The following is a 25,329-nucleotide window of genomic DNA, read 5'->3' as shown; positions in this document are numbered from 1 at the left end:
TCCGCTTGCCCTCACCGCCCCGCTCACGATTCCGTCCCACCATCGAGTACACGAAGACTGCACGCTTCTGAGCGCAAAACGTGCAGTCTTCGTGTACTCGATGGTGGGGCGCGGGTCAGGCGGACGGCGCGTGGGCTCGGCGGTGGGGCGCGGGGTCAGACGTAGGAGGCGCGGATGGCGCCGACAGGGGCGCCGCGGCCGAGGACCGCGAGGTCGAGGGCGGGGACGACGCGGTCGACGTCCTCGTGCGTGAGCGCGCCGGCGTCGGCCAGCAGACGGAGGGCGACGATGGATGCGGCGCGCAGGCTCCCGTCGAGCATCTTGAGCGTCACCGTGGTGCCGTCGCGGGCGGTCATGACCATCACGCCCTCGGCGCCCAGCTTGGCAAAGACTCCGAGCTCGTCGATGACGACCGTGTTGACGCGCCCGGGACCGTCGATCGCCCATCCCTCGGCGAGTACCGCGTTCGTGAGGATCGCCGCGTTCCTGAACAGCGCGAACGGCGAGCCCGTGGAGGCCGTCGCGATGCGCTGAATGCCGCGCGCGAGCGCGAGCAGGGACATGGCGTAGACCGGAGCGCCGCAGCCGTCGATGCCGGTCGCGACGACCTTCTCGCCGGTCAGCCGCTCGACGGTGTCGCGGATGTGCTGCTGCAGTGGATGCTGCGGATCGAGGTAGCTCTCGGTCGGCCATCCGTTGATCCGGCAGGCCCACAGCATGGCGGCGTGCTTGCCGGAGCAATTCATGTACACCGGGTGCTTGTGCCCGCCCGCTCGGACGAGTTCGTCGCGTGCTGCGGTGTCCAGCGGCCAGTCCGGCGGGCAGCGGAGGGCGTCCTCCGTCAGCTGCGCCTGGGCGAGGAGCGTCCGCACGACGGAGAGGTGCGCGGGCGTTCCCGCGTGGCTGGCCGTTGCGAGCACGGCGCTCGCACCCTCCAGCGGAACTCCCGCGCCCATCACTGCGACGGCCTGGAACGGCTTCATGCTCGATCGCGGGAACACCGGGCGTTCCGGAGCACCGAGGCTGCGGACCACGGTGCCGTCCGGACCCAGCACGACAGCGGATCCCGAATGCCGCGACTCCACGAAGCCACTGCGCTCGACCGCCGCCAGCTCCACCGCCTCATCCACCCCGAACACAGCAGGTCCGGAAGCCTTCTCGGACGGGCTCGTCACCGAGCCGACACGCTCCGTGCTCACAGCGCTGCGATGGCGTCGTCGATCACCGACACGGCGTCGGCGATCAGTTCGTCGGACACGGCGAGGCTCGGGAGGAACCGGAGCACATTGCCCCAGGTGCCCGCATTGAGGAAGAGGATGCCCTGCTGGGCGGCCGCCGCGATGATCCGGTTGACGGCGTCAGGGTTGGGCTCTTTGGTCGTCTGAGCGGTTCCCGGCTTCACGAGCTCGATCGCGATCATGGCGCCGATGCCGCGCACGTCGCCGATGATGTCGTACTTCTCCTGCAGTTCCACCAATGCCGGCTTCAGCGCCCTCTCGATGCGCCCGGCCTCCGCGAGAAGGTCGTTTCGCTCGATCGTCTCGAAGACGGCGACTGCGGCCGCGGCCGCCACCGGGTTGCCTCCGAACGTGCCGCCGAGGCCGCCCGGCTGCGCAGAATCCATGATCTCGGCGCGGCCGGTGACGGCGGCGAGGGGAAGCCCGCCCGCGATGCCCTTGGCGCTGAGCACCAGGTCGGGGACGAGGCCGAAGTGCTCGCTCGCGTAGAAGGCGCCGGTGCGCGCCATCCCGCTCTGGATCTCATCCGCGATGAAGACGACGCCCTTCGCTGTGCACCAGTCCTGGAGCGCTGCGAGGTAGCCCTCTGCGGGGACGATGAAGCCGCCCTCGCCCTGGATCGGCTCGGCGACGAGGCACGCGAGGTCGGAGGCGCCGATGACCTTCTCCAGATAGGCGATCGTGCGCGCGGCCGCCTCCGCTCCGCTGAGTCCGTCGCGGTACGGGTAGGAGTTGGGCACATGGTAGACATCGCCGGCGAACGGGCCGAAACCGGTCGCGTACGGCATCGCCTTGTAGTTCATCGCCATCGTGAGGTTGGTGCGCCCGTGGTAGGCGTGATCGAGGACCGCGACAGCGCGACGACCGGTGAACTTGCGCGCGATCTTCACGCCGTTCTCGACGGCCTCCGCTCCGGAGTTGACGAGCACCGTCTTCTTGGCGTGATCGCCGGGCGTGTGCTGGGCGAGCAGCTCGGCGACCCGCACGTACTCCTCGTAGGGCGTGATGGTGAAGAGGGTGTGGATGACGTCCTGCAGCTGACCCGCGGCGGCCTCGACGACCGCCGTCTCGGTGTGGCCGACCGTGGTGACGCCGATGCCCGCGCCGAAGTCGACGAACTGGTTGCCGTCCACATCGACGAGGACGGCGCCGTTGGCGCGCGCGATGTAGATGGGCAGCGCGGAGGAGACGCCGGTCGGCACGACGGCCAGGCGGCGCTCGTGCAGTTCCTGCGATTTCGGGCCGGGGACGGCCGTGACGATACGGCGTTCTTGTGGAACGGAGTAGACGGGCGCGGGGGTGCTGACGGTGTCGGTCATGATGCCGTCGAGTCTATCCCGGAGGGCTCCAGGCGACGGGGCCGCCACCCTCCCTGTGGACCAGCGACCGCCTATCGAGGGAATGACCCGTCCGGTCCGGTGCGAGAATCGGAGCATGAAGCTGGAGCATGGATACGCGATCGACCTGCAGTGGACGGGCAACCGGGGGAGCGGGACCAGCAGCTACAAAGAGTACGGGCGCGATCACGTCGTGAGCGCCGCCGGCAAGCACTCGATCGAGGGTTCGGCCGACCGCACGTTCTTCGGCGACTCTGACCGCTGGAACCCGGAGGAGCTGCTGCTCGCCGCCCTGGCGCAGTGCCACATGCTCAGCTACCTCGCCGAGGCGGCACGGGCCGGAGTCGTCGTCGTCGGCTACACGGACGCGGCCACCGGCACGATGGAGCAGACCGGCAACGGCGGCGGCCACTTCACCGAGGCGACCCTGCGCCCGCGCGTGACCATCGCCGACCCCGCCCAGGCGGAGCTCGCCGCGAGCCTCCACGAACCGGCCGCCGAGAAGTGCTTCATCGCCGCGAGCGTGAACTTCCCGGTCCACCACACCCCGTCGACCCTCACCCTCGCCTGACCCCCGCCCCACCGTCGAGTCCGCCCCACCATCGAGTCCGCCCCACCATCGAGTCTGCAGAGACTGCACGCGACACGCCGTACGGCTGTACAGTCTCTGCGGACTCGACGGTGGGAGGTGAGGCGCGGGCGCGGGAGGTGAGGCGTCAGAGACGCTCAGGGCGCAGGGCGCGCCTGACGCGCTCGACGGTGTTCGCGGGCGGGGATTCGTTGTAGACCCCGGCCAGTTCCTGACCGGTCAGCTCGTGGATGGCCGTCATGACGGCATCCGTCGCCTGGCGCCGGGCCCGCCCGGACTCAGGCGGCCCGAAGCGCGACACGTCGATCGGCTGGCCGAAGGTGACCGTGATCCGGTGAGGCCGGGGGAAGCGCGCTCCGACCGGCTGCATCTGGTCGGTGCCGACGAGGCCGACCGGGACGACGACGGCACCGGTGGTCAGCGCCAGCCAGCCGATCCCGGTCCGCCCCTTGTAGAGGCGTCCGTCGAGCGAACGCGTCCCCTCGGGATAGAGGGCGAAAGCGGATCCCGTCTCGATAATGCGCCGGGACTGGTCCAGCGCCTCCTGGGCGGCGGCTCCCGCACCGCGCTTGACGCCGACCGCACCGATCGCCGTGAAGAAGCCGCGGGAGACGCGTCCCTTCAGTCCGCTGCCCTCGAAATAGCTGGACTTCGCCAGGAACTGCACCCGCCTCGGCGCCGTCATCGGGATGACGATCGAGTCGATGAACGACAGATGATTACTGGCGAGGATGACTTTGCCCTGCTTGGGGACGTTGCGCTTGCCGATCACGCGCGGGCGGTAGATCAGCTTGAGCAGCGGGGCCATCAGGACGCGGCCGAGGAAGTACAGTGCGCCGGGCCTCTTCACCTCGGCAGCACCATCGTCGGGCTCGTCGATGCTCACCCTTCGAGGGTAGCGCGCCCGTATGCCCTCCGGGGCATGGACGGCGGCGGACCTTCCGGCGCCTCTCCGCGTCACGGCTGCAGCGGCGAATGCCGGGGGCAGCCGAAGCCGCCTTCGTACACGAGACACGGTTCGACGAATCCCGCGTAGCGCACCGCCAGCGGCGACCCGAACCACTCCGCGTACAGCCGCGAGAAGTTGAGATTGCCGTACGCCGAGCAGGCGCCGCCCTCGCCCGCCGGCGCGCTGAGCGTCTCGTCGTTCGGCTGGTACGGCGTGTAATTGTAGAGGTTGGCGGTCGCCTGGTTGACGATCCGCACCGTGCTCGCCCCGCACGCAACATCCGGGTGGTACTGGATGCTGTTGCCGCCGATGCGGTAGCGCCAGTCCTGCGGATGGACGGTGTACTCCCGGAACTGCCACGCCGCCCGGTACACCTGGTTGAAGAAGCCGAAGTAGCGCGTGTCGCAGGCCGCGGTGTCCGGGCAGGCGTATCCGGTCGCCCTCTGGTAGCCGGTGGCACTCGGCGTGGTGAGGAGCGACTGCTCCTTCTGCAGCAGGACGAGCAGCACACGCGGACTGATCGTGCAGGCCGTGGCCACCCGCGCGATGATGCTGCTGGCCCGCTCCTGGTCGCGCGCAGGCAGAGCTGCACAGCGGTGCTTCGAGGCGGCCTGGGCCGGGGAGTCCATCCGGAAGTCGGCGAGGCACGGCGACTTGTCTTCGGGATGGCACGAGCGCCCCTCGAGGAAGTGCTGGATCTGCCCGGCCGTCATCGCGTCCGGGTTGAAGAAGCTGTCGTCGCTGATGATGTCGCCCGGCTCGAATGGCGTGGGCGGCTCCGCCACCGCTGCGGCGGGAACCAGGACGAGGGCCGCCGTGACGGCGAACGCCGCCGCGAGCGGGCGCAGGCGCGGGAACCGCAACGGGGATCCTTACCGGGTGGTGGAGAGGATGTCGACGACGAAGACGATCGTGTCGGTGCCCTTGATGTCACCGTTGCCCGCAGAGCCGTACCCGTCGGCCGGGGGGATGATCGCGATGACCTGCGACCCGACCTTCTGGCCCTCGAGCGCCTTCTTGAAGCCGACGACCACGCCGGTCGTCTGGAACGAGGCGGGTTCGCCCCGGCTCCAGCTGGAGTCGAAGGCCTGGCCGTTCCGCCACAGGACTCCCTTGTACTGCACGGTGACGGTGTCGCCGGGCTGGACCGTCTCGCCTGCCCCCTGCTTCAGCAGGCCGATCTTCGTCTCCGTCGGCGCGGTGGACTTCGGGATGGTGATGGTCGGCTCGCCCGTCTTGGCGTCGAGCTTCACCGCGGGGAACCCGGCAGGCGGGGTGACCGCCTTGCCCGTCGCCCGCATCACCGGGACACTGCGCACATCGGTGACGATGACGATGGGGTCCGTCTTCTTGACGCCGAGCTGGGCATATCCGGAGCCGAAGGCGCCCTCGGCCGTCGTGGTCACGACGGCGCGCGACCCGACGGGCAGGCAGTCCGCTGCGCTGACGAAGCCCGGGAGGAACGATTTGGGGTCGATCTTGGCCGTGACGGGCGCGCTCGAGCCGAAGCCCTCCGACGGGGCGATGGCCTTCCCCGTGGTCCCGTTGTACGCGGCGAGGCCGAGGCCCAGATTCTGACCGCTGGTGGTCTTGGCACCCTTGCCCGTGATGAGGACCGTGCGCTCGGTGCCGGTCACCTTGAGCGGCGTCGAGAAGGTCACGGTCGGGTCGCTCCCGAACTTGCCGGTCACCGTGATGGAGTTCGACGTGTCACCCGACTTCACGTTCTGGCACGCCGCGCCCGCGGGCGTCGCGGTGGAGCCGCTGGTGGGCGACGAGGAGCTGCAGGCCGCAAGGCCTCCGACGAGGAGGGCAGCCGCCGCGGTCGCGGTCAGAGCCTTGAGAGAGGTACGCACGGTCGACCATCCTGCCCTATCAGCCTTTATCCCGGCTGACAGCCGCGCCTGGGAGCGCTGGATGGTCCATTTACGATGGAGGGCATGACCCGCGAATTCTCCGTGCCCCAGTCCCGTCATCTCGTCACCGAACTGCCCGGTCCGCGCTCGGTCGAACTGCAGCAGCGCCGCGTGGCCGCGGTGAGCCGGGGAGCGGGCACCCTCGCGAACATCTACATGGAGTCGGGATCCGGCGCCATCCTCGTGGATGTGGACGGCAACCGCCTGATCGACCTCGGCTGCGGGATCGGTGTGACCACGATCGGGCACGCGCACCCGGCGGTGGCGGCTGCGGCGGCCGAGCAGGCCGCGAAGCTCACGCACACGCTCTTCACCGTGACGCCGTACGAGAACTACATCGCCGTCGCCGAGAAGCTCGCAGAGATCACGCCTGGTGACTTCGAGAAGCACAGCATCCTCGTCAACTCCGGTGCCGAGGCGGTGGAGAACGCGGTGAAGATCGCCCGCAAGTACACCGGCCGCCGGGCGATCGCGACGCTCGACCACGCCTTCCACGGGCGCACCAACCTGACCATGGCGATGACGTACCGGCCCTGGCCGGAGCGCGCGGGCATGGGCCCGTTCCCCGGAGAGATCTACAGCCTCCCGATCAGCTACCCCTTCCGCGACCCGGAGGGCATGACCGGGGAGGAGGCTGCGGAGCGGACGATCGATTACATCCGCACCCACATCGGCGCGACCGAGCTGGCCGCGCTCTTCGTCGAACCCATCCAGGGCGACGGCGGGATCATCATCCCGGCGCCCGGCTACTTCGCGCGTCTCGCGGAGTTCTGCGCCGAGAATGGGATCGTGTTCGTCGCCGACGAGATCCAGGCCGGGATCGGCCGCACCGGGACGTGGTACTCGATCGAGCACCACGGCGTCGTCCCCGACCTCGTCACGAGTGCCAAGGGCATCGCGGGCGGGTTCCCGCTAGCGGCGGTCACCGGACGCGCCGAGATCATGGATGCCGTCCAGCCCGGGGGAATCGGCGGCACCTTCGGCGGCAACCCCGTGTCGACGGCTGCGGCCCTTGCGGTGTTCGAGGCGTTCAAGAAGGAGGACCTGCTGGCCGAGGCCCGCCGTGTCGAGCAGGCGCTGTGGGCGCGGATCGGCGATTGGGCCGAGCGGTTCCCGGTCGTCGGGGAGGTGCGCGGAAAGGGAGCGATGTTCGGCGTCGAGCTGGTCGTCCCCGGCACGAAGACGCCCAACCCGGAGGCGCTGAAGGCGGTGCTCGCCCACGCGACCCGCAACGGCGTCATCCCGCTCGATGCGGGCAGCTGGGACAGCGTGCTGCGCCTGCTGCCGTCGGTCGTCATCAGCGACGAGCTGATCGACGATGCGGCGACCGTGCTCGAGGAGGCGCTCGGCCGTCTCGGCTGAGCCGGCCGTCCGGGCCGTCCCGGCCCCCTCGGCTGACCAGGCTGCCCGGCACCGGGGCGCCATGCGTACCATGGCCTTCGTGCGCAGAGTCATCATCCTCGGGTCCACCGGTTCCATTGGAACGCAGGCGCTGGATGTCGTGGCGGCCAATCCGGACCTGTTCCGCGTCGTCGGCTTGAGCGCCGGCCGCAATGCGGACGAGCTCGCGGCGCAGGCCGAACGCTTCGGCGTCGTGGACACGGCCCTCGGCGCGGACGACTCGGAACTGCTCGTGCGGTCGGTCGAAGCGGATGTGGTGCTCAACGGGATCACCGGTTCCGTCGGTCTCGGTCCGACCCTGGCAGCGCTCGAGGTCGGCGCGCTGCTGGCGCTGGCGAACAAGGAGTCGCTGATCGTCGGCGGCGGCCTCGTGAAGCAGGCCGCCGCGCCCGGCCAGATCGTCCCCGTCGACTCCGAGCACTCCGCGATCGCCCAAGCCCTGCGGTCCGGGGCGGCGTCCGAGGTGCGGCGACTGGTCCTCACCGCGTCCGGCGGACCTTTCCGCGGACGGTCGCGGGAGGCGCTCCGGGAGGTGACGCCGAAGGAGGCGCTGGCGCATCCCACCTGGGACATGGGGCTCGTCGTGACCACGAACTCCTCGACGCTCGTGAACAAGGGCCTGGAGGTGATCGAGGCGCACCTCCTGTTCGACGTGCCGTACGACCGGATCGAGGTCACCGTGCATCCTCAGTCCGTCATCCACTCGATGGTCGAGTTCGTCGACGGCTCCACGATCGCGCAGGCGTCCCCGCCCGACATGCGGCTGCCGATCTCGCTCGGACTCGGCTGGCCCGATCGCGTTCCGGACGTCGGCATGCCGCTGGACTGGTCAACAGCCCACACCTGGAGCTTCGAGCCGCTGGACGGAGACGCCTTCCCGGCCGTCGCCCTCGCCAAACGCGTCGGCCTGATGGGAGGGACCTATCCAGCGGTCTTCAATGCGGCCAACGAGCAGGCGGTCACGGCGTTCCACGCGGGCGCGATCGGGTACCTCGACATCCTCGAGACGGTGGAGCGCGTCGTCGATGCGCACGTCCCGGCGGGGGTGCTCACCCGGGAGTCGTTGGCCGAGGCCGAGCGCTGGGCGAGGGCGAAGGCGGACGCGCTGATCGCCGCCTGATCGAGGTCTGATCGTCGCGCGAGAAGCGGACGAGAAGCAGAGCGGCCGCATAGCGCGTACCGAGCCGGCTCGCGGCCTCCTCCAAGGCGTCCGGCGCTAGCCTGGAGCCGTGGAATCCGTGCTCCTGTTCGTCCTCGGCGTCGTCATCATCCTGATCGGCGTCGCCGTGTCGATCGCTCTGCACGAGATCGGCCACCTCGTTCCCGCGAAGCTGTTCGGCGTCAAAGTCACGCAGTACATGATCGGCTTCGGAAAGACGCTGTTCTCGTTCCGTCGCGGTGAGACGGAGTACGGCGTGAAGGCCATCCCGCTCGGCGGCTACATCTCGATGATCGGGATGTTCCCTCCCGGCAAGGACGGCGGTCGCGGCCGCAACGCGACCACCGGCTTCATGCAGCAGATGGCGCAGGATGCGCGGACGGCCAGCTCCGAGACCGTCGCCGTCGGCGAGGAGGAGCGCACCTTCTACCGACTGCCGGTCTGGAAGCGGATCGTCATCATGTTCGGCGGCCCGTTCATGAACCTGGTGATCGCGGTCGCCCTGTTCGGCGTGCTCCTGATGGGCTTCGGTGTGCCGCAGAGCTCGACCACCGTGGCGACCGTCAGCCAGTGCGTGCTGCCGGCGGGCAGCACGAGCCAGACGTGCCCGGCCGATGCCACCCAGGGGCCGGCCGCCGCTGCCGGTCTGAAGCCTGGCGACACGATCGTCAGCATCGACGGAACGAAGATCACGAGCTGGGACCAGTCCACCTCGATCATCCGGGATTCGGCTGGCCGCACCCTCACGATCGTGCTGAGCCGTGGCGGTCAGGAGCGCACGGTTCAGGTGACCCCCGTCGTCAACAAGGTGGCCAAGACCGACGCGAACGGCGCCGTCGTGAAGAATGCGTCCGGCGGGATCGAGACCCTCACGGTCGGCTTCGTCGGCATCGGCCCCGTGGCCGAGCTCGTCCCGCAGCCGGTGACGTCGGTGCTGCCGGCGGTGGGAGCGCAGACCGGGGCGGTCGTCAACGTGTTCGTGCACCTCCCGCAGCGCATGGTGGACGTCTGGAACGCCGCGTTCGGCTCCGGCCAGCGCGACCCGAACGGGCCCATCAGCGTGGTCGGCATCGGCCGTGCCGCCGGTGAGCTCACCGCTCTCGACGGGGTACCGGTGGTGGACAAGGTCTACACGATGATCGGGATGCTGGCCTCGCTCAACATCGCCCTGTTCGTCTTCAACCTGGTCCCGCTGCTCCCGCTCGACGGCGGGCACATCGCCGGGGCACTCTGGGAAGGACTGCGGCGCTCGGTCGCGAAGCTGTTCCGCCGCCGCGACCCGGGGCCGGTCGATATGGCCAAGCTGATGCCCCTCACGTTTGCCGTCGTCGTCGTCCTCGGCGGGATGAGCGTGCTGCTGATGTACGCCGACATCGTGAAGCCGGTCAACCTCTTCGGCTGAGCGGTCGGGCTGTTCCGGGCATGCCAGGCGCTCGGCGGGCATCCAGCCGCCTCCCACCGTGCCGCGTAGGATTGAGCGCGTGGCAGCAATCAATCTGGGGATGCCCAAAGTCCCCGAAACCCTCGCACCTCGTCGCACGTCCCGCCAGATCCGGGTGGGCAAAGTCCTGGTCGGAGGGGATGCGCCCATCAGCGTCCAGTCGATGACCACGACGCCGACGACCAACATCAACGCCACGCTGCAGCAGATCGCCGAACTCACGGCCTCCGGCTGCGACATCGTCCGCGTCGCCGTGCCCAGCCGGGACGACGCGGAGGCGCTGCCGATCATCGCCAAGAAGAGCCAGATCCCGGTCATCGCCGACATCCACTTCCAGCCGAACTACGTCTACGCAGCGATCGATGCCGGCTGCGCGGGGGTCCGCGTCAACCCGGGCAACATCCGCAAGTTCGACGACCAGATCGCCGAGATCGCCAAACGGGCGAAGGCGGCGGATGTCTCGCTGAGGATCGGAGTGAACGCCGGTTCGCTCGACCCGCGGCTGCTGGAGAAGTACGGCAAGGCGACCGCGGAGGCCCTCGTCGAGTCGGCCGTCTGGGAGGCGAGCCTGTTCGAGGAGCACGACTTCCACGACTTCAAGATCTCCGTCAAGCACAACGATCCCATCGTCATGGTGAAGGCGTACCGGCTCCTGGCCGAGCGCGGCGACTGGCCGCTCCACCTCGGGGTGACCGAGGCCGGGCCCGCGTTCCAGGGCACCATCAAGTCGGCGACCGCGTTCGGCATCCTGCTCGGGGAGGGCATCGGCGACACCATCCGGGTCTCGCTGTCCGCGCCCCCGGCGGAAGAGGTCAAGGTGGGCCTGCAGATCCTGCAGTCCCTGAACCTCCGCGAGCGCAAGCTCGAGATCGTCTCGTGCCCCAGCTGCGGCCGGGCCCAGGTGGATGTGTACTCGCTCGCCGACAGCGTCACCGAAGGGCTGCAGGGCATGAGCGTGCCGCTCCGGGTGGCCGTCATGGGCTGCGTCGTGAACGGACCGGGCGAAGCCCGTGAGGCCGACCTCGGCGTTGCCAGCGGAAACGGCAAGGGCCAAATCTTCGTCAAGGGCGAAGTGATCAAGACGGTGCCCGAGTCGGAGATCGTGGCGACCCTCATCGCCGAGGCGAACCGCCTCGCCGACGAGATGGGCGACCAGACCTCGGGCGAGCCGACCGTCTCCGTCGGCGCGCACTGAGGGGCCGCGGGGGCGGAAAGTCCTCAGAAGAGGGGCGACGTCAGCCGAGGAGCGGCTCGAACGCGACGTGTCCCGCCGCGATGTCGGCCGCCTGAACCCGGAGACGGAGCCGGTCGCCCGGCCGCACGCCGTCCGGCCGCGGCGCCGAGGCGGACACCAGCGGATCGTCCAACTGGACGAGGGCGGTGCCGTTGCGCACCGCGAGCACTGTCGCATCCAGTTCGGCCCCGACGCGTGAGCTGAGCAGGGCAGCCTCCACCCGATCCACTGCGCCGGCGTCCACCTGGGCCGCCAGCCGGGATGACGCGCCCATGATCGAGGGCAGCTCGGCCAGGGAGTTCCGCGCCCAGGCCGGCACGGGCGCACCGGCGCAGAGCGCCTCGCAGATGACGAGCCCCCAGCGGTCGACCAGCCGCCGGAGCGGCGCCGTCACGTGGGCGTACGGCGCAGCGATGGCCGCCTGCTGAGGATCGGCCGGAGCCGCACCATCGAGTGCGACGTAGCCCGCGCCGCGGAACAGACTGGTGGCCGCCTGCAGGACGGCGGCTGCCTTCGGCTCGGCGCGGTCGAGCGTCCTCAGGTACTCGCCGTACGGCATGCCCTCGGGCCAGCCGAGGCCGAGAGCCACGGTCGCTGCGCGGAAGGCCGTGAACGCGTCGGCGCCGGGTGGAGGCATGGTGCGCAGGATGCCGACCCGCGCCTCCAGCATCAGTCCGGCAGCCGCCATCCCGGTCAGCAGCGAGAGTTGCGCGTTCCACTCCTCGACGGGCAGCGTTGCCCGGCGCTGGAGGTCGTAGGTGCCGTCGCGGAAGACGACCTCCTCGTCGGGGGTGTTGAGGCTGGCGCCGCCGCGTTCCCGTTCGCACGCGATCCGCAGTGTGCCGACCTCCTGGAGGAGTGCGAGTTCGGGCTGAGCGGTCCCGTCGTCGATCGCCGCCTGGGCCTCGTCGTAGGACCATTGCCGCCGGGATCGGATACGCGCCCGCGCGACCTGCACGGACGTCTCGTGCCCGTCGGAGTCGAGGACGATGTCCCAGACGAACGCGCCCCGCACGACGCCCGGCAACAGCGACCCGGCGTCCTCACCGATGGCGGAGGGATGCAGCGGCACGCGGCCGTCGGGGGCGTAGAGCGTCTGGCCGCGGCGCCGGGCCTCCGCATCCACCCGGCCGCCGGGGACCACGAGCGCAGGGACGTCGGCGATCGCATAGCGGACGCGGAAGCCGTCGCCATCCCGGGAGAGGTGCAGCGCCTGGTCCAGGTCGGTGGCCCCCGCCGGATCGATGGTGAGGAAGGGAACGTCGGTGAGGTCGGTGCCGGGCAGGGGATGCGCGGCCGCCGCTGCCCGTGCCTCTGCCTCGACCTCCAGGGGAAAGGCGTCGGGCAGTCCGAGTTCACGGCGGAAGGCGGCGAGGGACGCGGCGAGCGGCGCGGCGGACGCCGAGGGGGCGACGCGGGTCCGGCGGTCGGGCATGCCGCCACCCTAGCCGCCGCCTCCGACGGGCGGACGGTGGCCTTCCCGGCTGCCCTCTAACATGGAACGGTGCCAACACGCCTCAGCAACTACTTCCTCCGCACCCTCCGTGAAGACCCCTCCGACGCGGAGGTGACCAGCCACCGCCTGCTCGTCCGCGCCGGCTACATCCGCCGCCAGGCGCCGGGGATCTTCGCGTGGCTGCCGCTGGGCCTGCGGGTGAAGGAGAAGATCGAACGGATCATCCGCGAGGAGATGGCCGCCGCGGGCGCACACGAGGTGCACTTCCCTGCTCTGCTGCCACGGGAGCCCTACGAGGCGACCGGGCGCTGGGAGGAGTACGGCGACGGGATCTTCCGTCTGAAGGACCGCAAGGATGGCGACTACCTGCTCGCGCCGACGCACGAGGAGGTCTTCACGCTCCTGGTGAAGGACCTGTACTCGTCCTACAAAGACCTGCCGCTCACGATCTTCCAGATCCAGGACAAGTACCGCGACGAGGCACGGCCGCGGGCGGGCCTGCTGCGCGGTCGGGAGTTCACGATGAAGGATGCGTACTCCTTCGACTACACCGACGAGGGCCTCGATGCGAGCTACACAGCGCAGCGCGAGGCCTACGAGCGCATCTTCACCCGACTGGGGCTGTCGTACGTGATCGTGCAGGCCGACGCCGGGGCGATGGGCGGTTCGCGCTCGGAGGAGTTCCTGCACCCGACCCCCGTCGGCGAGGACACGTTCGTGCGGTCCGCAGGAGGCTACGCGGCGAACGTCGAGGCGTTCACGACGATCGCGCCGCCCACGCGCACGTACGAGAAGCTCACGCCGCAGGAGGTGCTCGACACTCCGAATACGCCGACCATTCAGACGCTGGTCGACCTCGCCAACGAGAAGCACCCGCGCCCGGACGGCCGGCCCTGGACGGCGGCGCACACGCTGAAGAACGTCGTGCTCGCGTTGACCCACCTCGACGGCAGGCGTGAGCTGGTCGTCGTGGGGCTCCCCGGAGACCGCGAGGTCGACCTCAAGCGCGCCGAGGTGGCGTTCGCGCCCGCCCAGATCGACGCGGCCACCGAGGAGGACTTCAGGGCCCATGCGGGGCTGGTCAAGGGCTACATCGGCCCCTGGTCGCCCCTGGGCGCGGTGCTGGGGGAGGAGTCCGCCACCGGCATCCGGTATGTGGTCGACCCGCGGGTGGTGGACGGTTCAGGGTGGATCACCGGCGCGAATCTCGAAGGCAAGCACGTCTTCGGTCTGGTCGCCGGGCGCGACTTCGCCTGGGACGGAGTGGTGGAGGTCGCCGACGTGAAGCCGGGCGACGCCGCCCCCGACGGCTCAGGGCCGGTCGAACTGGCGCGTGGCATGGAGATCGGCCACGTCTTCCAGCTGGGCCGCAAGTACGCCGAGGCGCTCGGACTGAAGGTGCTCGATGAGAACGGCAAGCTCGTCACGGTCACCATGGGCTCGTACGGTATCGGCGTGACGCGCATCCTCGCGATCATCGCCGAGGAGAACAACGACGATCGGGGCCTCATCTGGCCCGAATCCGTCGCTCCGTTCGACGTGCACGTGGTCGCGGCCGGCAGGGACGAGCTGGCCTACGAGGTCGCCGAGGACGTCGTCGGGCAGCTCGAGGACGCCCGCCTCGACGTGCTCTACGACGACCGCCCCAAGGTCTCACCGGGAGTGAAGTTCGGCGACGCCGAGCTGATCGGTGTGCCGCGGGTGCTCGTGGTCGGACGCGGGGCGGCGCAGGGCGAGGTCGAGCTGTGGAACCGGCGCACGGGCGACCGGCGCACCCTGCCAGTGGCGGAGGCGGTCGCCGAGCTCACCGCCTGAGGCCGCGGCAGGCCGTGGCAGGCAGGGGCAGGCCGTGGCAGGCGCCGGCGGGCTGCGTCAGGCGGCGGCGGCGTCGTCGCCGGCGATCTCCACGTGGATGCGGCGGAGGTCCTCTACGAGGGAACCGATCAGCACCCAGTGGCGCGGATCCGGTGTCACGACGGTCAGTGGGGCGGTGAGCACCGGCAGCCCGGCCGTCTCTGTGCCCGGTTCGGCGACGGCTTCGCCCGGGTCGCGCGCGAGGAGCCGCAGGTCGTGGGCGGCGCGGTGCAGCTCGTCGGCGATGGCACGGATGGTCGGCTCGCCGGCGAGGCTGTCGTCGTAGTGGTCGTGGTACGCCCGCGTCATCCCGAGCGTGCGGTTGATCAGGGGGCGCAGGCTCTCGAAGAGCTCCTGGTCGTGATCGAGGAAAGCGCGGTGACGTCGCTGTCGCGGGTTGAGCGACAGGCTTTCGTTCGCCGCAGTCAGAGCGGTCTGGGCCTTGACCTCCATCGGCCGCAGCAGGCGCGCCTCGATGAGGAGCGCATCCAGCTCCGCTCGGGTGTGCCCCGTCGTGAGCGCGTTCGCCAGCCGGTCCAGGGTGGACGCGATCTCGACCCCCAGAGCGAGGACGGCCTGGCGTGCGGGTGCGGTGAGCACGGGCGGCACGACGGCCACGTTGATCACCACCCCGATGGCGGCGCCGATCACGGTCTCGACGATGCGGGCGACCGCGTACTGCGGGTCGGACGCGCCGATCGCGAGCACCAGCATCGCCGTGATGGGCACCTGGTTGGCGGTGCCCGGCGTCAGCTTCAGCGCCCAGGCGAGCAGCACGGAGACCACGACGGCGAGGAGCACGATCCAGCTGTTCGTTCCGAAGGCTGCGCCGATCAGGTACGCGATGACGACGCCGACGATCACGCCGAGCGACCGCTCCACCGCGCGTCCCACCGACTGATTGACACTCGGCTGCACGACCAGCAGTGCGGCGATCGTGGCGAAGATCGGGAGCTCGCCGTGCACGAAGATCGTGGCGACCGTCCACGCCAGGATCATCGCCGCGGCGGTCTTCACCACCTGGAGGAGCGGGGCGCGGGTGCTCGTCCGGATGGTGGCGGGAATGGCGATGCCGGCGGAGAGTCGACGTCTGGACGAGCGGGTGCGTGCCACGCCTCAACGCTACCCGGCTACGTCCGTGCGGATTTCACACCGGCGTAGCGGGTGTATTCGCGTGCCAATCGCTCCAGGCGCGCGGTCCGCGCCGCGCTCAGCGGCTCGAACGGCTGCGGCACCACCCGGGAGCCGTCTCGGCGCCAGGTGCCGACGACCCGCCCACCGGCGACGATGACCGGCTGGAAGACGCCGTTGCCGCCGGGGACGATCAGCTCGGCGTGCTCGTCGTCGAGGATGGGCGAGCGGACCTGGTACCCGAGCAGGTATTCGTCGAACGCCGGCAGCAGGTGCACGGCATCCTTTTCGCTGCGGGAGGCGGGCATCCGTGCAGCGCGATCCGCGAGTTCGGCGGTCAGGACGTACTCCACGCCGTCCACCTCCATCGTCGTCAGCGCGTCTCCGAGCACCGCGCGTGCCGTCTTCGCCGCGGAGACCGTGCCCTTGATCCACCAGACGAAATCACGCAGGGTCGCGGGCCCATGCCCCTGCAGATACCGGAGAAGGAACCGCGCGATCGCTTCGTCGGGCTCCAGCGGAGGCGGAGGAGGAGCCCATTCGTCCAGCAGCACGAGTGCCTGCGTCGCGTTGCCGTTGCCGACCCGGACCACCGGGCCCCAGCACAGCAGACCGGTCTGCGCGAGGAAGTAGATCAGGTGGTAGCCGCGTTGTCCGGTGGTGACGATGCCGGCCTCCTCCCACAGCCGCATCAGCTCCGTGCGGTCGATGCTGTTGCCGCCGGCGAGCGCGGTCGTGACGACCTCCGCAGCGTGGGCGAAGTCCGCGGCCTCGAGACCGAGCTGCTCCTGACGTCGCCCGAGCCCGGCCACGAGGCGCTCCATGGTGACCGAGAGCATCCACCGCAGATCCTCCGGCGGGACGAAGTGCAGGGTGCCGCGCATCGGCCAGGAGCGGATCACCCGGCCTGCGTCGAGGTCGGCCAGGACGTCGGCATGCGTCGCACCGGTCGTCCGCAGGGCGAGAGCCCAGCATCCCGCGGCGAAGTCCTGGCCCTGGACCGCCAGCATCCGGCGCACAGCGGACGCCGCGTCCGGCTCGCGAGGGCCGTCGATCGCGTGGGCGAGGCGCCTCAGGCGGAGCAGGTCGGATCGGCTGGCGGGCATGGCACCAGCCTGCCAGCAACCGCCGACATCCGCCGGTAACGAGAGGCGGTGGCTAGAACAGTTCGAGCTCGGTGAGCTGCTCGCTGATGCCGGCGCCGTCCGGGGCATACACCCACGGCCTCCCGGAGAGCTCGCGGTGCTTGTCGGCCTTCGACCGGCCGCCGGCCAGCACCGCCTCGCCGCTGGAGAGCTGGCGGATGGCGACGGCCGCCACATTCTCCGGGTGCTCCATCGTGAACTCGCCGTACAGGTCTTCGTCGTGCTGCCCGTCGTCGCCGATGAGCAGCCACCGGAGACCGGGGAACTCCTCCGCGAGCCGGGCCAGGCTGGTGCGCTTGTGCTCGGTCCCGCTTCGGAACCAGCGGTCGTGCGTCGGCCCCCAGTCGGTGAGCAGCAGCGGGCCGGCAGGGAAGAGGTTCCGCGAGAGGAAGCGCGAGAGCGTCGGTGCGACGTTCCAGGCGCCGGTCGACAGGTAGATGACAGGGGCGCCGGGATGGGCGGACGCCAGCCGTTCGAGCAGCACCGACATCCCGGGCGTCGGCACGCGGGCGTGCTCGTCCAGGACGAACGTGTTCCAGGCGGCGAGGAGCGGCCGCGGAAGCGCGGTCACCATGACCGTGTCGTCCACATCCGAGATGATGCCGAACGTCGCCTTGGGGTCGACGATGTACACGGGCGCCTCGAAGACCCGGGACGAGTCCGAGGTGGACAGCTTGATCGTGTGCCAGCCGGGAGTGAGCTGCACCGGGATGACGGTGTCGATCACACCGCCCCGGTCGGTCACCACCTCGTGCCGGTCGCCTTCGACCTCCACGGTCACGGTCGTCTGCGCGAGCGGCACGCTGACGAACGACCGCCAGCCGCGGACGGACTCCTCGCGTTTGCGGTGGAGCCGCTCCGCCCGGCTGCCCGGGCGTGGGTCCTTCGCGAGCACGACGCGGCCGAGGATCCGCACCCAGCTCGGCGAGCCGTAGCCGGTGTACGGGACGACCGTGGCGAGGAATCCGCGCTTCCGGGCCCGCCGGGCGCGGAACTCGTGGAAGGCGTCCTCCATGCGCGCCGCTCGGTGCATGATCGGCTCGACCGCTGCGGCGCGACGGGCGACGGGGTCGCCGGAGACGGGCTCGGGGCGCGATTCGGGAGAGAGCATTGACGTCATTTTCTCATGGAGTGAACGTGCGCACGAATGCATCCCCCAGATCTGGGGGCCCCTTTCTGCGGCGCGTCGAAAGCAATGCCCAGCGGAAGTGAGGTTTCCACGATTATGATCTCGGGTAGCGCGATGGTGATCCCATCGCCGGGCTGGGGACCCGCAACACCGCCTTGTTCGAGAAAGAAGGAGCATCCCTCGTGCCCATCAATGATCTGGTCACCGGTCAGAACACCGTCGGAGCGCCGCTCGTGCGCACGGAACCGATCCAGGAGCGCAGTGCCGCGCGGATCGATGCCCTGCTCGACGCCGCCGCCGAAGTGGTCGACGAGATCGGCTTCGATCGGCTCACCACCGCGATGGTGGCCGAGCGCGCCGGCGCATCCATCGGAACCGTGTACCGCTATTTCCCGGATCGCATCGTGCTCCTCCAAGCGCTGCGCGACCGCGCCCTGCTGCGCTACCGCCACTCGGTGGTCGAGGCCATCGACGCCCAGTCGCCGGAGCACTGGTGGAACGCCGTGGAGTGCGCCATCGACGCCTTCGTCGACATGTTCCGCACAGAGCCGGGCTTCCGCATCATCCGGTTCTCCGATGCCGAGCGCTCGGGGGTTCCCGAGGACGAGGTGGTGGCGACGTCGGGATTCGCGACCCAGTTCGCGCAGATCCTCTCCGACGAGTACGGGCTTCCGGCGGGGCAGGACCTGGCGTTCCGCCTCCAGGTCGTCGTCGAGATCATGGATTCTCTGATCAACCGCGCATTCGTGGAGGACCCGCACGGCGATGAGCGGTATATCGCAGAAGCGCGGACCGTCGCCAGGGAGTATCTCGAGCGGCGGTTCGGGCCGAAGGTCTGACCTCGGCGCCGGCCCCGGCGAATCTGCTTTCGGGTGGAATGTCGGTGGCGTGTGGCAGGTTGTTGTCAGCACGGACCCGCCACGGATCGGAAAGGGGGCCGGAATGCGACCGACCCTGCACGAGATAAAACGTCGGATTTCATTGCGCAATGCGGCCGACGCTGTTTGGCTGGGATCGATGATCCCCACGACGACAGGCCGCACGAGCGGTGATCGTGCGCGGCGTTCCGTGAGCGCAGCCGCCTCTGACGAGCGGGCGCTGGCGTGATCGAGTTCCGCGACGTGACCAAGCGCTTCCCCGACGGGACGCTGGCCGTCGACGACTTCTCGCTGGTCGTCCCGTCGCGGCGGATCACCGTGCTGGTGGGCTCCTCGGGCAGCGGGAAGACGACGATCCTGCGGATGATCAACCGCATGGTCGATCCGACCTCCGGCCGGATCGAGATCGACGGCGAGGATGTGCTCTCCCTCAAGCCCGTCGCTCTGCGGCGCTCGATCGGCTACGTCATGCAGAACTCGGGGCTCCTGCCGCACCGCAAGGTCGTGGACAACATCGCGACCGTGCCTCTGCTGAAAGGCGTGTCGAAGAAGGATGCGCGGGAGCGCGCACTGGAGTTGATGGACACGGTGGGGCTGGAGCGCTCGCTGGCCGACCGCTACCCGAGCCAGCTCTCCGGCGGCCAGCAGCAGCGCGTCGGGGTGGCACGCGGCCTCGCCGTCGACCCGAACATCCTGCTGATGGACGAGCCGTTCGGTGCCGTCGACCCGATCGTCCGCGAAGATCTCCAGCAGGAGCTGCTCCGGCTGCAGCGCGAGCTGGGCAAGACGGTGGTGTTCGTGACCCACGACATCGACGAGGCGTTCAAGCTCGGCGACCAGGTGGTGATCTTCCGGAAGGGCGGCATCGTCGCCCAGAAGGGCACGCCGTCCGAGATCCTGGCCGACCCGGCCGACGAGTTCGTCGCATCGTTCATCGGCGCCGATCGAGGCCGACGTGCGTTGCACGTCGAGGAGACGCCCACCGGATCGGTGCTCGTCGACAGTGACGGCCGTCCCGCGGGCGTCCTCTCCGGCTCGCCGCGTGGCGCCGGATCCTCCGAGGCAAAGGCCGCGACCGTTTCGGTCGCGGGTGCTCCGGCGCAGGGTGAGGACGCGCCGTGAGCTTTCTGTGGTCGAACTTCGGCCAGGTCTGGAATCTCACGCTCTCGCACGTGTGGCTCAGCGCGCTCCCGATCGTCATCGGTTTCGTCGTCTCGCTGCCCATCGGCTGGGTCGCGAACCGCTACCGGCTGACGCGTGCGGCGCTGCTCACGATCGGCGGCATCCTGTACGCGATCCCGTCGCTCCCGCTGTTCTTCGCGATGCCCGCGCTGATCGGTACCCAGATCCTGTCGCCTCTGAACGTAATCGTCGCGCTGAGCATCTACGCACTGGCGCTCATGGTGCGGACGACGGCGGATGCGCTGGCGTCCGTACCGGGTGACGTACTGCAGTCAGCGACCGCCGTCGGATTCTCGGCCTGGCGACGGTTCTGGACGGTCGAGCTCCCGCTGGCGGGTCCCGTCCTGCTCGCCGGGTTGCGCGTGGTCTCGGTCAGCACCGTGAGCCTCGTGAGCGTCGGAGCGCTGCTCGGCGTGCCGAACCTCGGGCAGCTGTTCACCGCCGGACTCAACGGGTACTACCCGGAGGAGGTCGCGGTCGGCATCGTGATGATCATGCTGCTGGCCCTCGTGTTCGACCTGATCCTCGTCGGGCTCGGACGCCTGCTGATGCCGTGGACGAGTGCCGACCGCCGTGCCCGCCGGCTCAGTCGCCGAGCGGCGATGAGGGCGGTGACCGGCGCATGAGCTACATCCTCGCCGCCTTCGGCTGGATCTTCGACCCGGTGAACTGGGCGGGAGCCAGCGGCATCCCCACGCGGATCGGCGAACACGTCGTGTACTCGCTGCTGACGCTGCTGCTCGCCTGCGCGATCGCTCTGCCGATCGGTTTCGCCATCGGTCACAGCGGTCGGCTCCGGGGCCTCGCCGTGGGACTGTCCGGGGCGCTCCGCGCGCTCCCGACCCTCGGACTCGTCGTCTATCTGGCTCTCATCACGACGAACCTGTCCATCGGCCCTCCGCTGATCGCACTGACCATCCTGGCGATTCCGCCGGTGCTCGCCGGCGCCTACTCCGGACTGGAATCGGTCGACCGCGCACCGATCGACGCCGCACGAGCGATCGGCATGACCGGCTGGCAGGTCTTCACCAAGGTGGAGTTGCCCCTCGCGCTGCCGCTGGTGATCGGCGGTATCCGGTCAGGAGCCCTCCAGGTGATCGCCACGTGGACGGTCGCGGCGATCCTTCCCGTCGGCGGTCTCGGGCGGTTCCTGTTCGATGGGATCGCCATCCAGAACTACCCGGAGATGCTCGGCGGCTCGATCATCGTCATCGTGCTCGCCCTGGTGTCCGACGGGCTGTTCGCCCTGGCACAGAAGCTGGTCGTGCCACGCGGCGTCACCGCCGGGCGGGTTCGCGACACGACCGAGGGGGAGGCCCGGCGTTCCGGGCGCGCCTCCGCGCCCGAGGGCGCTCCCACCACCTGACCTGTCCCACTTCCACAGCAGTTCCACCTCAACCCATGCACATCGAGAGATCGAAGAGAAGAGAGATCATGTTCGCATCGAAGAAGAGCCGCCTCGCGGCCGGCGTCCTGGCCGCCGGGGCGCTGCTCGCCCTCAGCGCCTGCTCGTCCGGGGGCGGCGCCTTCAGCACCAGCTCGGCATCGTCCTCCAGCGACTCCGTCACCGTCGGCTCGGCCGCGTTCGGCGAGTCCGAGATCCTCATGCAGATCTACGGCCAGGCCCTCGCGGCGAACGGCGTGAAGGTCGACTACAAGCCGAGCATCGGCCAGCGCGACGTCTACCTGAAGGCGCTCCAGGACGGGTCCATCGACCTGATCCCCGAGTACACCGGCAACCTCCTCCAGTTCTACGACAAGAACAGCACCGCGACCTCCAGCGACGACGTCTACGCCGGTCTCGGCACAGCGTTGCCGAAGGGCTACGAGGTGCTCGACCAGTCCCAGGCACAGGACGCCGACTCGTACAACGTGACCAAGGCGTTCTCCGAGAAGTGGAAGGTCACCAGCCTCGATGACCTCAAGAAGGTCAGCGAGCCGTTGACGGTCGGCGCCAACCCGGAGTTCCAGACGCGGCCCTACGGCATCCCGGGCCTCAAGTCGGCCTACGGCGTGACCGCGACGCTGAAGCCGATCAGTGACTCTGGCGGCCCGCTGACCGTCGCAGCGCTGAAGAACGGGGATGTGCAGCTGGCGGACATCTACACGACGACTCCGGCGATCAAGGACAACGACTTCGTCACCCTGAAGGACCCGAAGCACCTGATCGCCGCACAGAACATCGTGCCGCTGATCAACACGTCGAAGGCCTCGGCGAAGGTCAAGGACATCCTGAACAAGGTCTCGAAGGAGCTCACCACGACGGACCTCATCGACATGAACGGTGAGAACCAGGGCGCGAGCAAGACCCAGCCCGACGCGGTCGCCAAGAAGTGGCTGCAGGACCACCCGATCAAGTGACGACGGCCGGGTAGGCGACTACCCGGCTCCAGGAAGCGGCGGCTCGGTGTCCCGGGCCGCCGCTTCGCTGTCCGGGCCGCGTCAGCTGACGAGCACGACCACCGGCGGAACCACGACGAGCAGCACGGTCACGAGCACCACCGTCACACGAAGCGCCGGGCCGACCATGCGGTGGCGGTCGGTGAGGCGTTCCTCGCGGGCGAGCAAGGCGGCTCGGCGTTGCTCCGGCGTCCGCCGGTCCTTGGGCGCCCCGAGCGCGGCCCCGGCAGGTCCCGTCTCGTCGACCAGCCGGATCGCCTCGGCGAGCACGGCATCCCCGGATACGCGCCTCGCCGTGTCGTCGGCGAGCATCTCCAGCAGCAGGGCCACCGCATCCTGCGCCCGGGTCGCGATGGGGAACCACAGGAGCGAGCGCTTCCACGACCGGAACGCGTCCAGCAGCAGGTGATGCTTCTGCCGCAGGTGGGCTCGCTCGTGGGCGACCACCGCATCCAGCTGGGCGGGAGAGAGCAGCGCGATCATCCCTTCGGACAGCACGGTGACGCTGCGCGCGCCGGGAAGGCAGTAGGCGGCCGGGGCAGGGTGGTCGATCACTCGCGTGCTGGGCGCGTCGGGCAGCGGGGAGGAGAGCAGCCGCAGCAGCTCCATGTGCCGATGACGCTGATTGCGGCTGCGCACCGACGTGAGCGCCAGGTTGAGCAGCAGGTGGGCTGTGAGCAGGATGGCGGCGCTCAGCAGGAACGCGTTCAGCAGGCTCGCGTCGGCAGGCAGCGGTCCCAGGAAGAGGGACGACGCGGCTCGGCCGATCCGGTTCCACAGGTCGTCCCCGAACGGCTGGAGGCCGGCGAGCAGCAGCGAGCCGATCATGGAGATCCCTCCGGCGAGGGCGATGGACTGCCAGAGGGCCACGGCGAGCACGGGCGCGGCCGACGGCCACTTGGCCCGGGCGAGCAGCAGGGGGACGGGCCACGCGAGGGCGACCGCGAGGGCGCCGAGGAAGATCGCTCCGGCGAGTCCCGCGCCGGGATCGCTGCTCACACGCTGCGCGCGTCGAGCAGGCGGCGCAGCACCTCGGCCTCGGACTCGTCCACGGACCCGACGAAGTAGGCGAGCGCCTCCGTGCGATCGGAGGACGACTCGAGCACCTCGCGCATGAGGTCGGCGACATGGCCGGCGCGCGTGAGGGCTGCGGAGTACAGGTGCGGGCGTGCATCGCGGTCCCGTGCGACGAATCCCTTCGCCTCCAGGCGGGAGAGCACGGTGAGGATCGTGGTGAGCGCGGGCGCTTTTCCCCCGCGGGCGGCGGTCAGTTTGTCGCGCAGCTCGCCGGCCGTGATGGAGGCGTCCCCGTCCCACAGGGCGTCCATCACTGCCCGTTCCAGTTCTCCGAGATTGGCCACGGATCCAGGGTAGCGCGATTCGGCTGCAAATGTTCTACACTTCGTAGAAGGTTAGTTCTACACTGTGTAGAAGAGACGGAAAGTTGTACGGCAAGACGGAAAGGAATGTTCGTGCACGAGCTGCTGGACCCCCTCCTGCTGGCGCGCTGGCAGTTCGGACTCACCACGATCTACCATTTCCTGTTCGTCCCGCTGACCATCGGGCTGGTCACCTGCACCGCCATCTTCCAGACGGCCTGGTACCGGACGGCGAAGCCGCACTACCTGCAGCTGACGCACTTCTTCGGAAAGATCTTCCTGATCAACTTCGCGATGGGAGTGGTCACCGGCATCGTGCAGGAGTTCCAGTTCGGCATGAACTGGTCCAACTACTCGCGGTTCGTCGGCGACATCTTCGGAGCGCCCCTGGCTCTGGAGGGACTGCTCGCGTTCTTCCTGGAGGCGACCTTCATCGGGCTCTGGATCTTCGGCTGGGACCGCCTCCCGAAAGGTGTGCATCTGGCCACGATCTGGGTGGTGTCCGTGGGCAGCATCCTCTCGGCGTACTTCATCCTCGCCGGGAATGCGTTCATGCAGAACCCGGTCGGGTTCCACCTCGACGCCGTGAGGGGCCGAGCCGAGCTCACCGACCTCTGGGCGGTGCTCACGAACAAGGTCGCGCTGGCCGCGTTCCCGCACACGATCTTCGGCTGCTTCATGGTCTCGGCGGGTCTCATCATCTCCGTGGCGGCCTGGCATCTGTCACGCAACCGGCACCTCGACACGATGCGACCGGCGCTCAAATTCGGTCTCTGGTTGATGGTCGGGGCCGGCATCGGCACGGTCCTCAGCGGAGACCAGCTGGGGCTTGCGATGGTCGAGACCCAGCCGATGAAGATGGCGGCGGCGGAGGCCCTCTACAAGACGTCGACCGGCGCGGACGCGTCGTTCTCGATCTTCACCCTGGGCACGCCGGACGGCGTCAGCGAGCTGTTCTCCATCCGCATCCCGTACCTGCTGTCGTTCCTGTCGACGCACACGCTGAACGGCACGGTCGAGGGCATCAACGACCTGCAAGCGCAATACACGCACCTGTACGGCCCCGGCGACTACACGCCGGTCATCTGGGTGACCTACTGGGCCTTCCGCTGGATGATCGGGCTCGGGATGCTGCACGTGCTGATCGCGCTGGCCGGTCTCTGGCTGACGCGGAAGGGCCGGATGCCGACCCGCGTCTGGCAGTGGAAGCTCGCGATCTGGGCGATGCCGCTGTCCCTTATGGCGATGATCGTCGGCTGGATCTTCACCGAGATGGGCCGCCAGCCGTGGATCGTGTTCAGCCTGATGAAGACGGCCGACGCTGTCTCGCCCGGGACGACCGGCCTCGATGTGCTGATCTCGCTGCTCGCCTTCACCGCGATCTACGGAACTCTCGCGGTCGTCGAGTTCCGGCTCATCAAGCGCGCCGCGCAGAAGGGTCCCGAACCCGCGAGCGCGCACCTGGATGAGGCGGGCGAGCCCATCCCCGTCACGACGGTCTATTAGGAGGA

Annotated in this window: 23 protein-coding genes; 12 read left to right on the top strand and 11 right to left on the bottom strand. The window is 69.4% G+C overall.

All coding sequences use genetic code 11. From position 1 onward, the window contains the following. Window positions 1-155: 155 nt before the first annotated feature. Both ACPYOG_RS00330 and gabT read right to left on the bottom strand, forming a co-directional pair. Window positions 156-1,175: an asparaginase gene (locus ACPYOG_RS00330; RefSeq protein WP_481292318.1), complete on the bottom strand. Its 1,020-nt coding sequence runs from the start codon at window positions 1,173-1,175 to the stop codon at window positions 156-158. 20 nt (window positions 1,176-1,195) lie between these two features. Continuing rightward, window positions 1,196-2,557 carry a 4-aminobutyrate--2-oxoglutarate transaminase gene (gabT, locus tag ACPYOG_RS00325; RefSeq protein WP_481292280.1) on the bottom strand — a complete coding sequence of 454 codons (1,362 nt, stop codon included), beginning with the start codon at window positions 2,555-2,557 and terminating at the stop codon, window positions 1,196-1,198. Between the two features lie 115 nt (window positions 2,558-2,672). Here gabT and ACPYOG_RS00320 point away from each other — a divergent pair, with 115 nt between their 5' ends. After that, window positions 2,673-3,146 (top strand): OsmC family protein, encoded by a 474-nt coding sequence (locus ACPYOG_RS00320; RefSeq protein ID WP_481292279.1) that lies wholly within the window; start codon window positions 2,673-2,675, stop codon window positions 3,144-3,146. A 145-nt stretch (window positions 3,147-3,291) separates the two neighbouring features. Here ACPYOG_RS00320 and ACPYOG_RS00315 read toward each other — a convergent pair whose 3' ends face one another. The 3 genes from ACPYOG_RS00315 to ACPYOG_RS00305 form a co-directional block, all read right to left on the bottom strand. Further along, entirely contained in the window at window positions 3,292-4,050 is a 759-nt protein-coding gene (locus ACPYOG_RS00315; protein WP_481292278.1) for a lysophospholipid acyltransferase family protein, read from the bottom strand. A 71-nt stretch (window positions 4,051-4,121) separates the two neighbouring features. Further along, window positions 4,122-4,976 (bottom strand): hypothetical protein, encoded by an 855-nt coding sequence (locus tag ACPYOG_RS00310; protein WP_481292277.1) that lies wholly within the window; start codon window positions 4,974-4,976, stop codon window positions 4,122-4,124. Between the two features lie 9 nt (window positions 4,977-4,985). Next, window positions 4,986-5,969, bottom strand: coding sequence for an FKBP-type peptidyl-prolyl cis-trans isomerase (locus tag ACPYOG_RS00305; RefSeq protein ID WP_481292276.1), 984 nt, complete (start codon window positions 5,967-5,969; stop codon window positions 4,986-4,988). Between the two features lie 75 nt (window positions 5,970-6,044). Here ACPYOG_RS00305 and ACPYOG_RS00300 point away from each other — a divergent pair, with 75 nt between their 5' ends. From ACPYOG_RS00300 to ispG, 4 genes are all read left to right on the top strand, one after another. Next, window positions 6,045-7,391, top strand: a complete 1,347-nt coding sequence (locus ACPYOG_RS00300; RefSeq protein WP_481292275.1) for an aminotransferase class III-fold pyridoxal phosphate-dependent enzyme — start codon at window positions 6,045-6,047, stop codon at window positions 7,389-7,391. A 70-nt stretch (window positions 7,392-7,461) separates the two neighbouring features. Further along, entirely contained in the window at window positions 7,462-8,550 is a 1,089-nt protein-coding gene (locus ACPYOG_RS00295) for a 1-deoxy-D-xylulose-5-phosphate reductoisomerase (RefSeq protein WP_481292317.1), read from the top strand. Window positions 8,551-8,659: 109 nt separating this feature from the next. Further along, the gene (locus ACPYOG_RS00290) at window positions 8,660-9,991 is read left to right on the top strand and encodes a M50 family metallopeptidase (RefSeq protein WP_481292274.1); all 1,332 of its coding nucleotides are present in this window, start codon (window positions 8,660-8,662) and stop codon (window positions 9,989-9,991) included. A gap of 100 nt (window positions 9,992-10,091) precedes the next feature. Next, entirely contained in the window at window positions 10,092-11,225 is a 1,134-nt protein-coding gene (gene ispG / locus ACPYOG_RS00285) for a flavodoxin-dependent (E)-4-hydroxy-3-methylbut-2-enyl-diphosphate synthase (RefSeq protein ID WP_481292316.1), read from the top strand. A 40-nt stretch (window positions 11,226-11,265) separates the two neighbouring features. On the opposite strand, the gene ACPYOG_RS00280 is transcribed toward ispG, so the two are convergent. Beyond that, the gene (locus tag ACPYOG_RS00280; RefSeq protein WP_481292273.1) at window positions 11,266-12,699 is read right to left on the bottom strand and encodes an RNB domain-containing ribonuclease; all 1,434 of its coding nucleotides are present in this window, start codon (window positions 12,697-12,699) and stop codon (window positions 11,266-11,268) included. Window positions 12,700-12,768: 69 nt separating this feature from the next. On the opposite strand from ACPYOG_RS00280, the gene ACPYOG_RS00275 reads away from it, so the two are divergent. Continuing rightward, window positions 12,769-14,535: a proline--tRNA ligase gene (locus ACPYOG_RS00275; protein ID WP_481292272.1), complete on the top strand. Its 1,767-nt coding sequence runs from the start codon at window positions 12,769-12,771 to the stop codon at window positions 14,533-14,535. A gap of 57 nt (window positions 14,536-14,592) precedes the next feature. Here the strand turns inward: ACPYOG_RS00275 and ACPYOG_RS00270 are convergent, their stop codons facing one another. Genes ACPYOG_RS00270 through ACPYOG_RS00260 form a run of 3 tightly spaced genes read right to left on the bottom strand, consistent with a single transcriptional unit; the run spans window position 14,593 to window position 17,961 of the window. Continuing rightward, on the bottom strand, window positions 14,593-15,687 hold the full coding sequence (locus ACPYOG_RS00270; protein WP_481292271.1) for an FUSC family protein: 1,095 nt from the start codon (window positions 15,685-15,687) through the stop codon (window positions 14,593-14,595). Between the two features lie 17 nt (window positions 15,688-15,704). Next, window positions 15,705-16,811, bottom strand: coding sequence for a winged helix DNA-binding domain-containing protein (locus ACPYOG_RS00265; protein ID WP_481292270.1), 1,107 nt, complete (start codon window positions 16,809-16,811; stop codon window positions 15,705-15,707). A gap of 52 nt (window positions 16,812-16,863) precedes the next feature. Beyond that, window positions 16,864-17,961 (bottom strand): App1 family protein, encoded by a 1,098-nt coding sequence (locus ACPYOG_RS00260; RefSeq protein ID WP_481292269.1) that lies wholly within the window; start codon window positions 17,959-17,961, stop codon window positions 16,864-16,866. Between the two features lie 200 nt (window positions 17,962-18,161). Between ACPYOG_RS00260 and ACPYOG_RS00255 the strand changes: the two genes are divergently transcribed. The 5 genes from ACPYOG_RS00255 (at window position 18,162) to ACPYOG_RS00235 (ending at window position 22,400) form a co-directional block, all read left to right on the top strand. Then, complete coding sequence (locus ACPYOG_RS00255) at window positions 18,162-18,818, top strand: TetR/AcrR family transcriptional regulator (protein ID WP_090037225.1); 657 nt, start codon at window positions 18,162-18,164, stop codon at window positions 18,816-18,818. A 264-nt stretch (window positions 18,819-19,082) separates the two neighbouring features. Beyond that, a complete protein-coding gene (locus ACPYOG_RS00250; RefSeq protein WP_481292268.1) occupies window positions 19,083-19,979 on the top strand; it encodes an ABC transporter ATP-binding protein in 897 nt (298 codons plus the stop codon). Then, complete coding sequence (locus ACPYOG_RS00245; RefSeq protein WP_481292267.1) at window positions 19,976-20,665, top strand: ABC transporter permease; 690 nt, start codon at window positions 19,976-19,978, stop codon at window positions 20,663-20,665. The genes ACPYOG_RS00250 and ACPYOG_RS00245 overlap by 4 nt, the downstream gene beginning before the upstream one ends. Continuing rightward, entirely contained in the window at window positions 20,662-21,405 is a 744-nt protein-coding gene (locus tag ACPYOG_RS00240; protein ID WP_481292266.1) for an ABC transporter permease, read from the top strand. Before ACPYOG_RS00245 ends, ACPYOG_RS00240 begins: the two co-directional genes overlap by 4 nt. A 68-nt stretch (window positions 21,406-21,473) precedes the next feature. Then, complete coding sequence (locus tag ACPYOG_RS00235) at window positions 21,474-22,400, top strand: ABC transporter substrate-binding protein (protein WP_481292265.1); 927 nt, start codon at window positions 21,474-21,476, stop codon at window positions 22,398-22,400. Between the two features lie 81 nt (window positions 22,401-22,481). Here the strand turns inward: ACPYOG_RS00235 and ACPYOG_RS00230 are convergent, their stop codons facing one another. Both ACPYOG_RS00230 and ACPYOG_RS00225 read right to left on the bottom strand, forming a co-directional pair. Next, the gene (locus ACPYOG_RS00230; protein WP_481292264.1) at window positions 22,482-23,438 is read right to left on the bottom strand and encodes a M56 family metallopeptidase; all 957 of its coding nucleotides are present in this window, start codon (window positions 23,436-23,438) and stop codon (window positions 22,482-22,484) included. Then, a complete protein-coding gene (locus tag ACPYOG_RS00225) occupies window positions 23,435-23,800 on the bottom strand; it encodes a BlaI/MecI/CopY family transcriptional regulator (protein WP_481292263.1) in 366 nt (121 codons plus the stop codon). The genes ACPYOG_RS00230 and ACPYOG_RS00225 overlap by 4 nt, the downstream gene beginning before the upstream one ends. Window positions 23,801-23,911: 111 nt before the next feature. Here ACPYOG_RS00225 and ACPYOG_RS00220 point away from each other — a divergent pair, with 111 nt between their 5' ends. Beyond that, complete coding sequence (locus ACPYOG_RS00220; RefSeq protein ID WP_481292262.1) at window positions 23,912-25,324, top strand: cytochrome ubiquinol oxidase subunit I; 1,413 nt, start codon at window positions 23,912-23,914, stop codon at window positions 25,322-25,324. Window positions 25,325-25,329: the final 5 nt, after the last annotated feature.

The organism is Leifsonia sp. HAY1-4F (assembly GCF_056755275.1).
This window is presented reverse-complemented; position numbering and strand designations above follow the sequence as displayed.

What these genes read in the sequence shown, in the direction of transcription:
- gabT (WP_481292280.1), bottom strand. Translation starts at nt 2,557, where the DNA reads ATGACCGACACCGTCAGCACCCCCGCGCCCGTCTACTCCGTTCCACAA.
- ACPYOG_RS00320 (WP_481292279.1), top strand. Translation starts at nt 2,673, where the DNA reads ATGAAGCTGGAGCATGGATACGCGATCGACCTGCAGTGGACGGGCAAC.
- ACPYOG_RS00300 (WP_481292275.1), top strand. Translation starts at nt 6,045, where the DNA reads ATGGAGGGCATGACCCGCGAATTCTCCGTGCCCCAGTCCCGTCATCTC.
- ACPYOG_RS00295 (WP_481292317.1), top strand. Translation starts at nt 7,462, where the DNA reads ATGGCCTTCGTGCGCAGAGTCATCATCCTCGGGTCCACCGGTTCCATT.
- ispG (WP_481292316.1), top strand. Translation starts at nt 10,092, where the DNA reads ATGCCCAAAGTCCCCGAAACCCTCGCACCTCGTCGCACGTCCCGCCAG.
- ACPYOG_RS00280 (WP_481292273.1), bottom strand. Translation starts at nt 12,699, where the DNA reads ATGCCCGACCGCCGGACCCGCGTCGCCCCCTCGGCGTCCGCCGCGCCG.
- ACPYOG_RS00265 (WP_481292270.1), bottom strand. Translation starts at nt 16,811, where the DNA reads ATGCCCGCCAGCCGATCCGACCTGCTCCGCCTGAGGCGCCTCGCCCAC.
- ACPYOG_RS00260 (WP_481292269.1), bottom strand. Translation starts at nt 17,961, where the DNA reads ATGCTCTCTCCCGAATCGCGCCCCGAGCCCGTCTCCGGCGACCCCGTC.
- ACPYOG_RS00240 (WP_481292266.1), top strand. Translation starts at nt 20,662, where the DNA reads ATGAGCTACATCCTCGCCGCCTTCGGCTGGATCTTCGACCCGGTGAAC.
- ACPYOG_RS00235 (WP_481292265.1), top strand. Translation starts at nt 21,474, where the DNA reads ATGTTCGCATCGAAGAAGAGCCGCCTCGCGGCCGGCGTCCTGGCCGCC.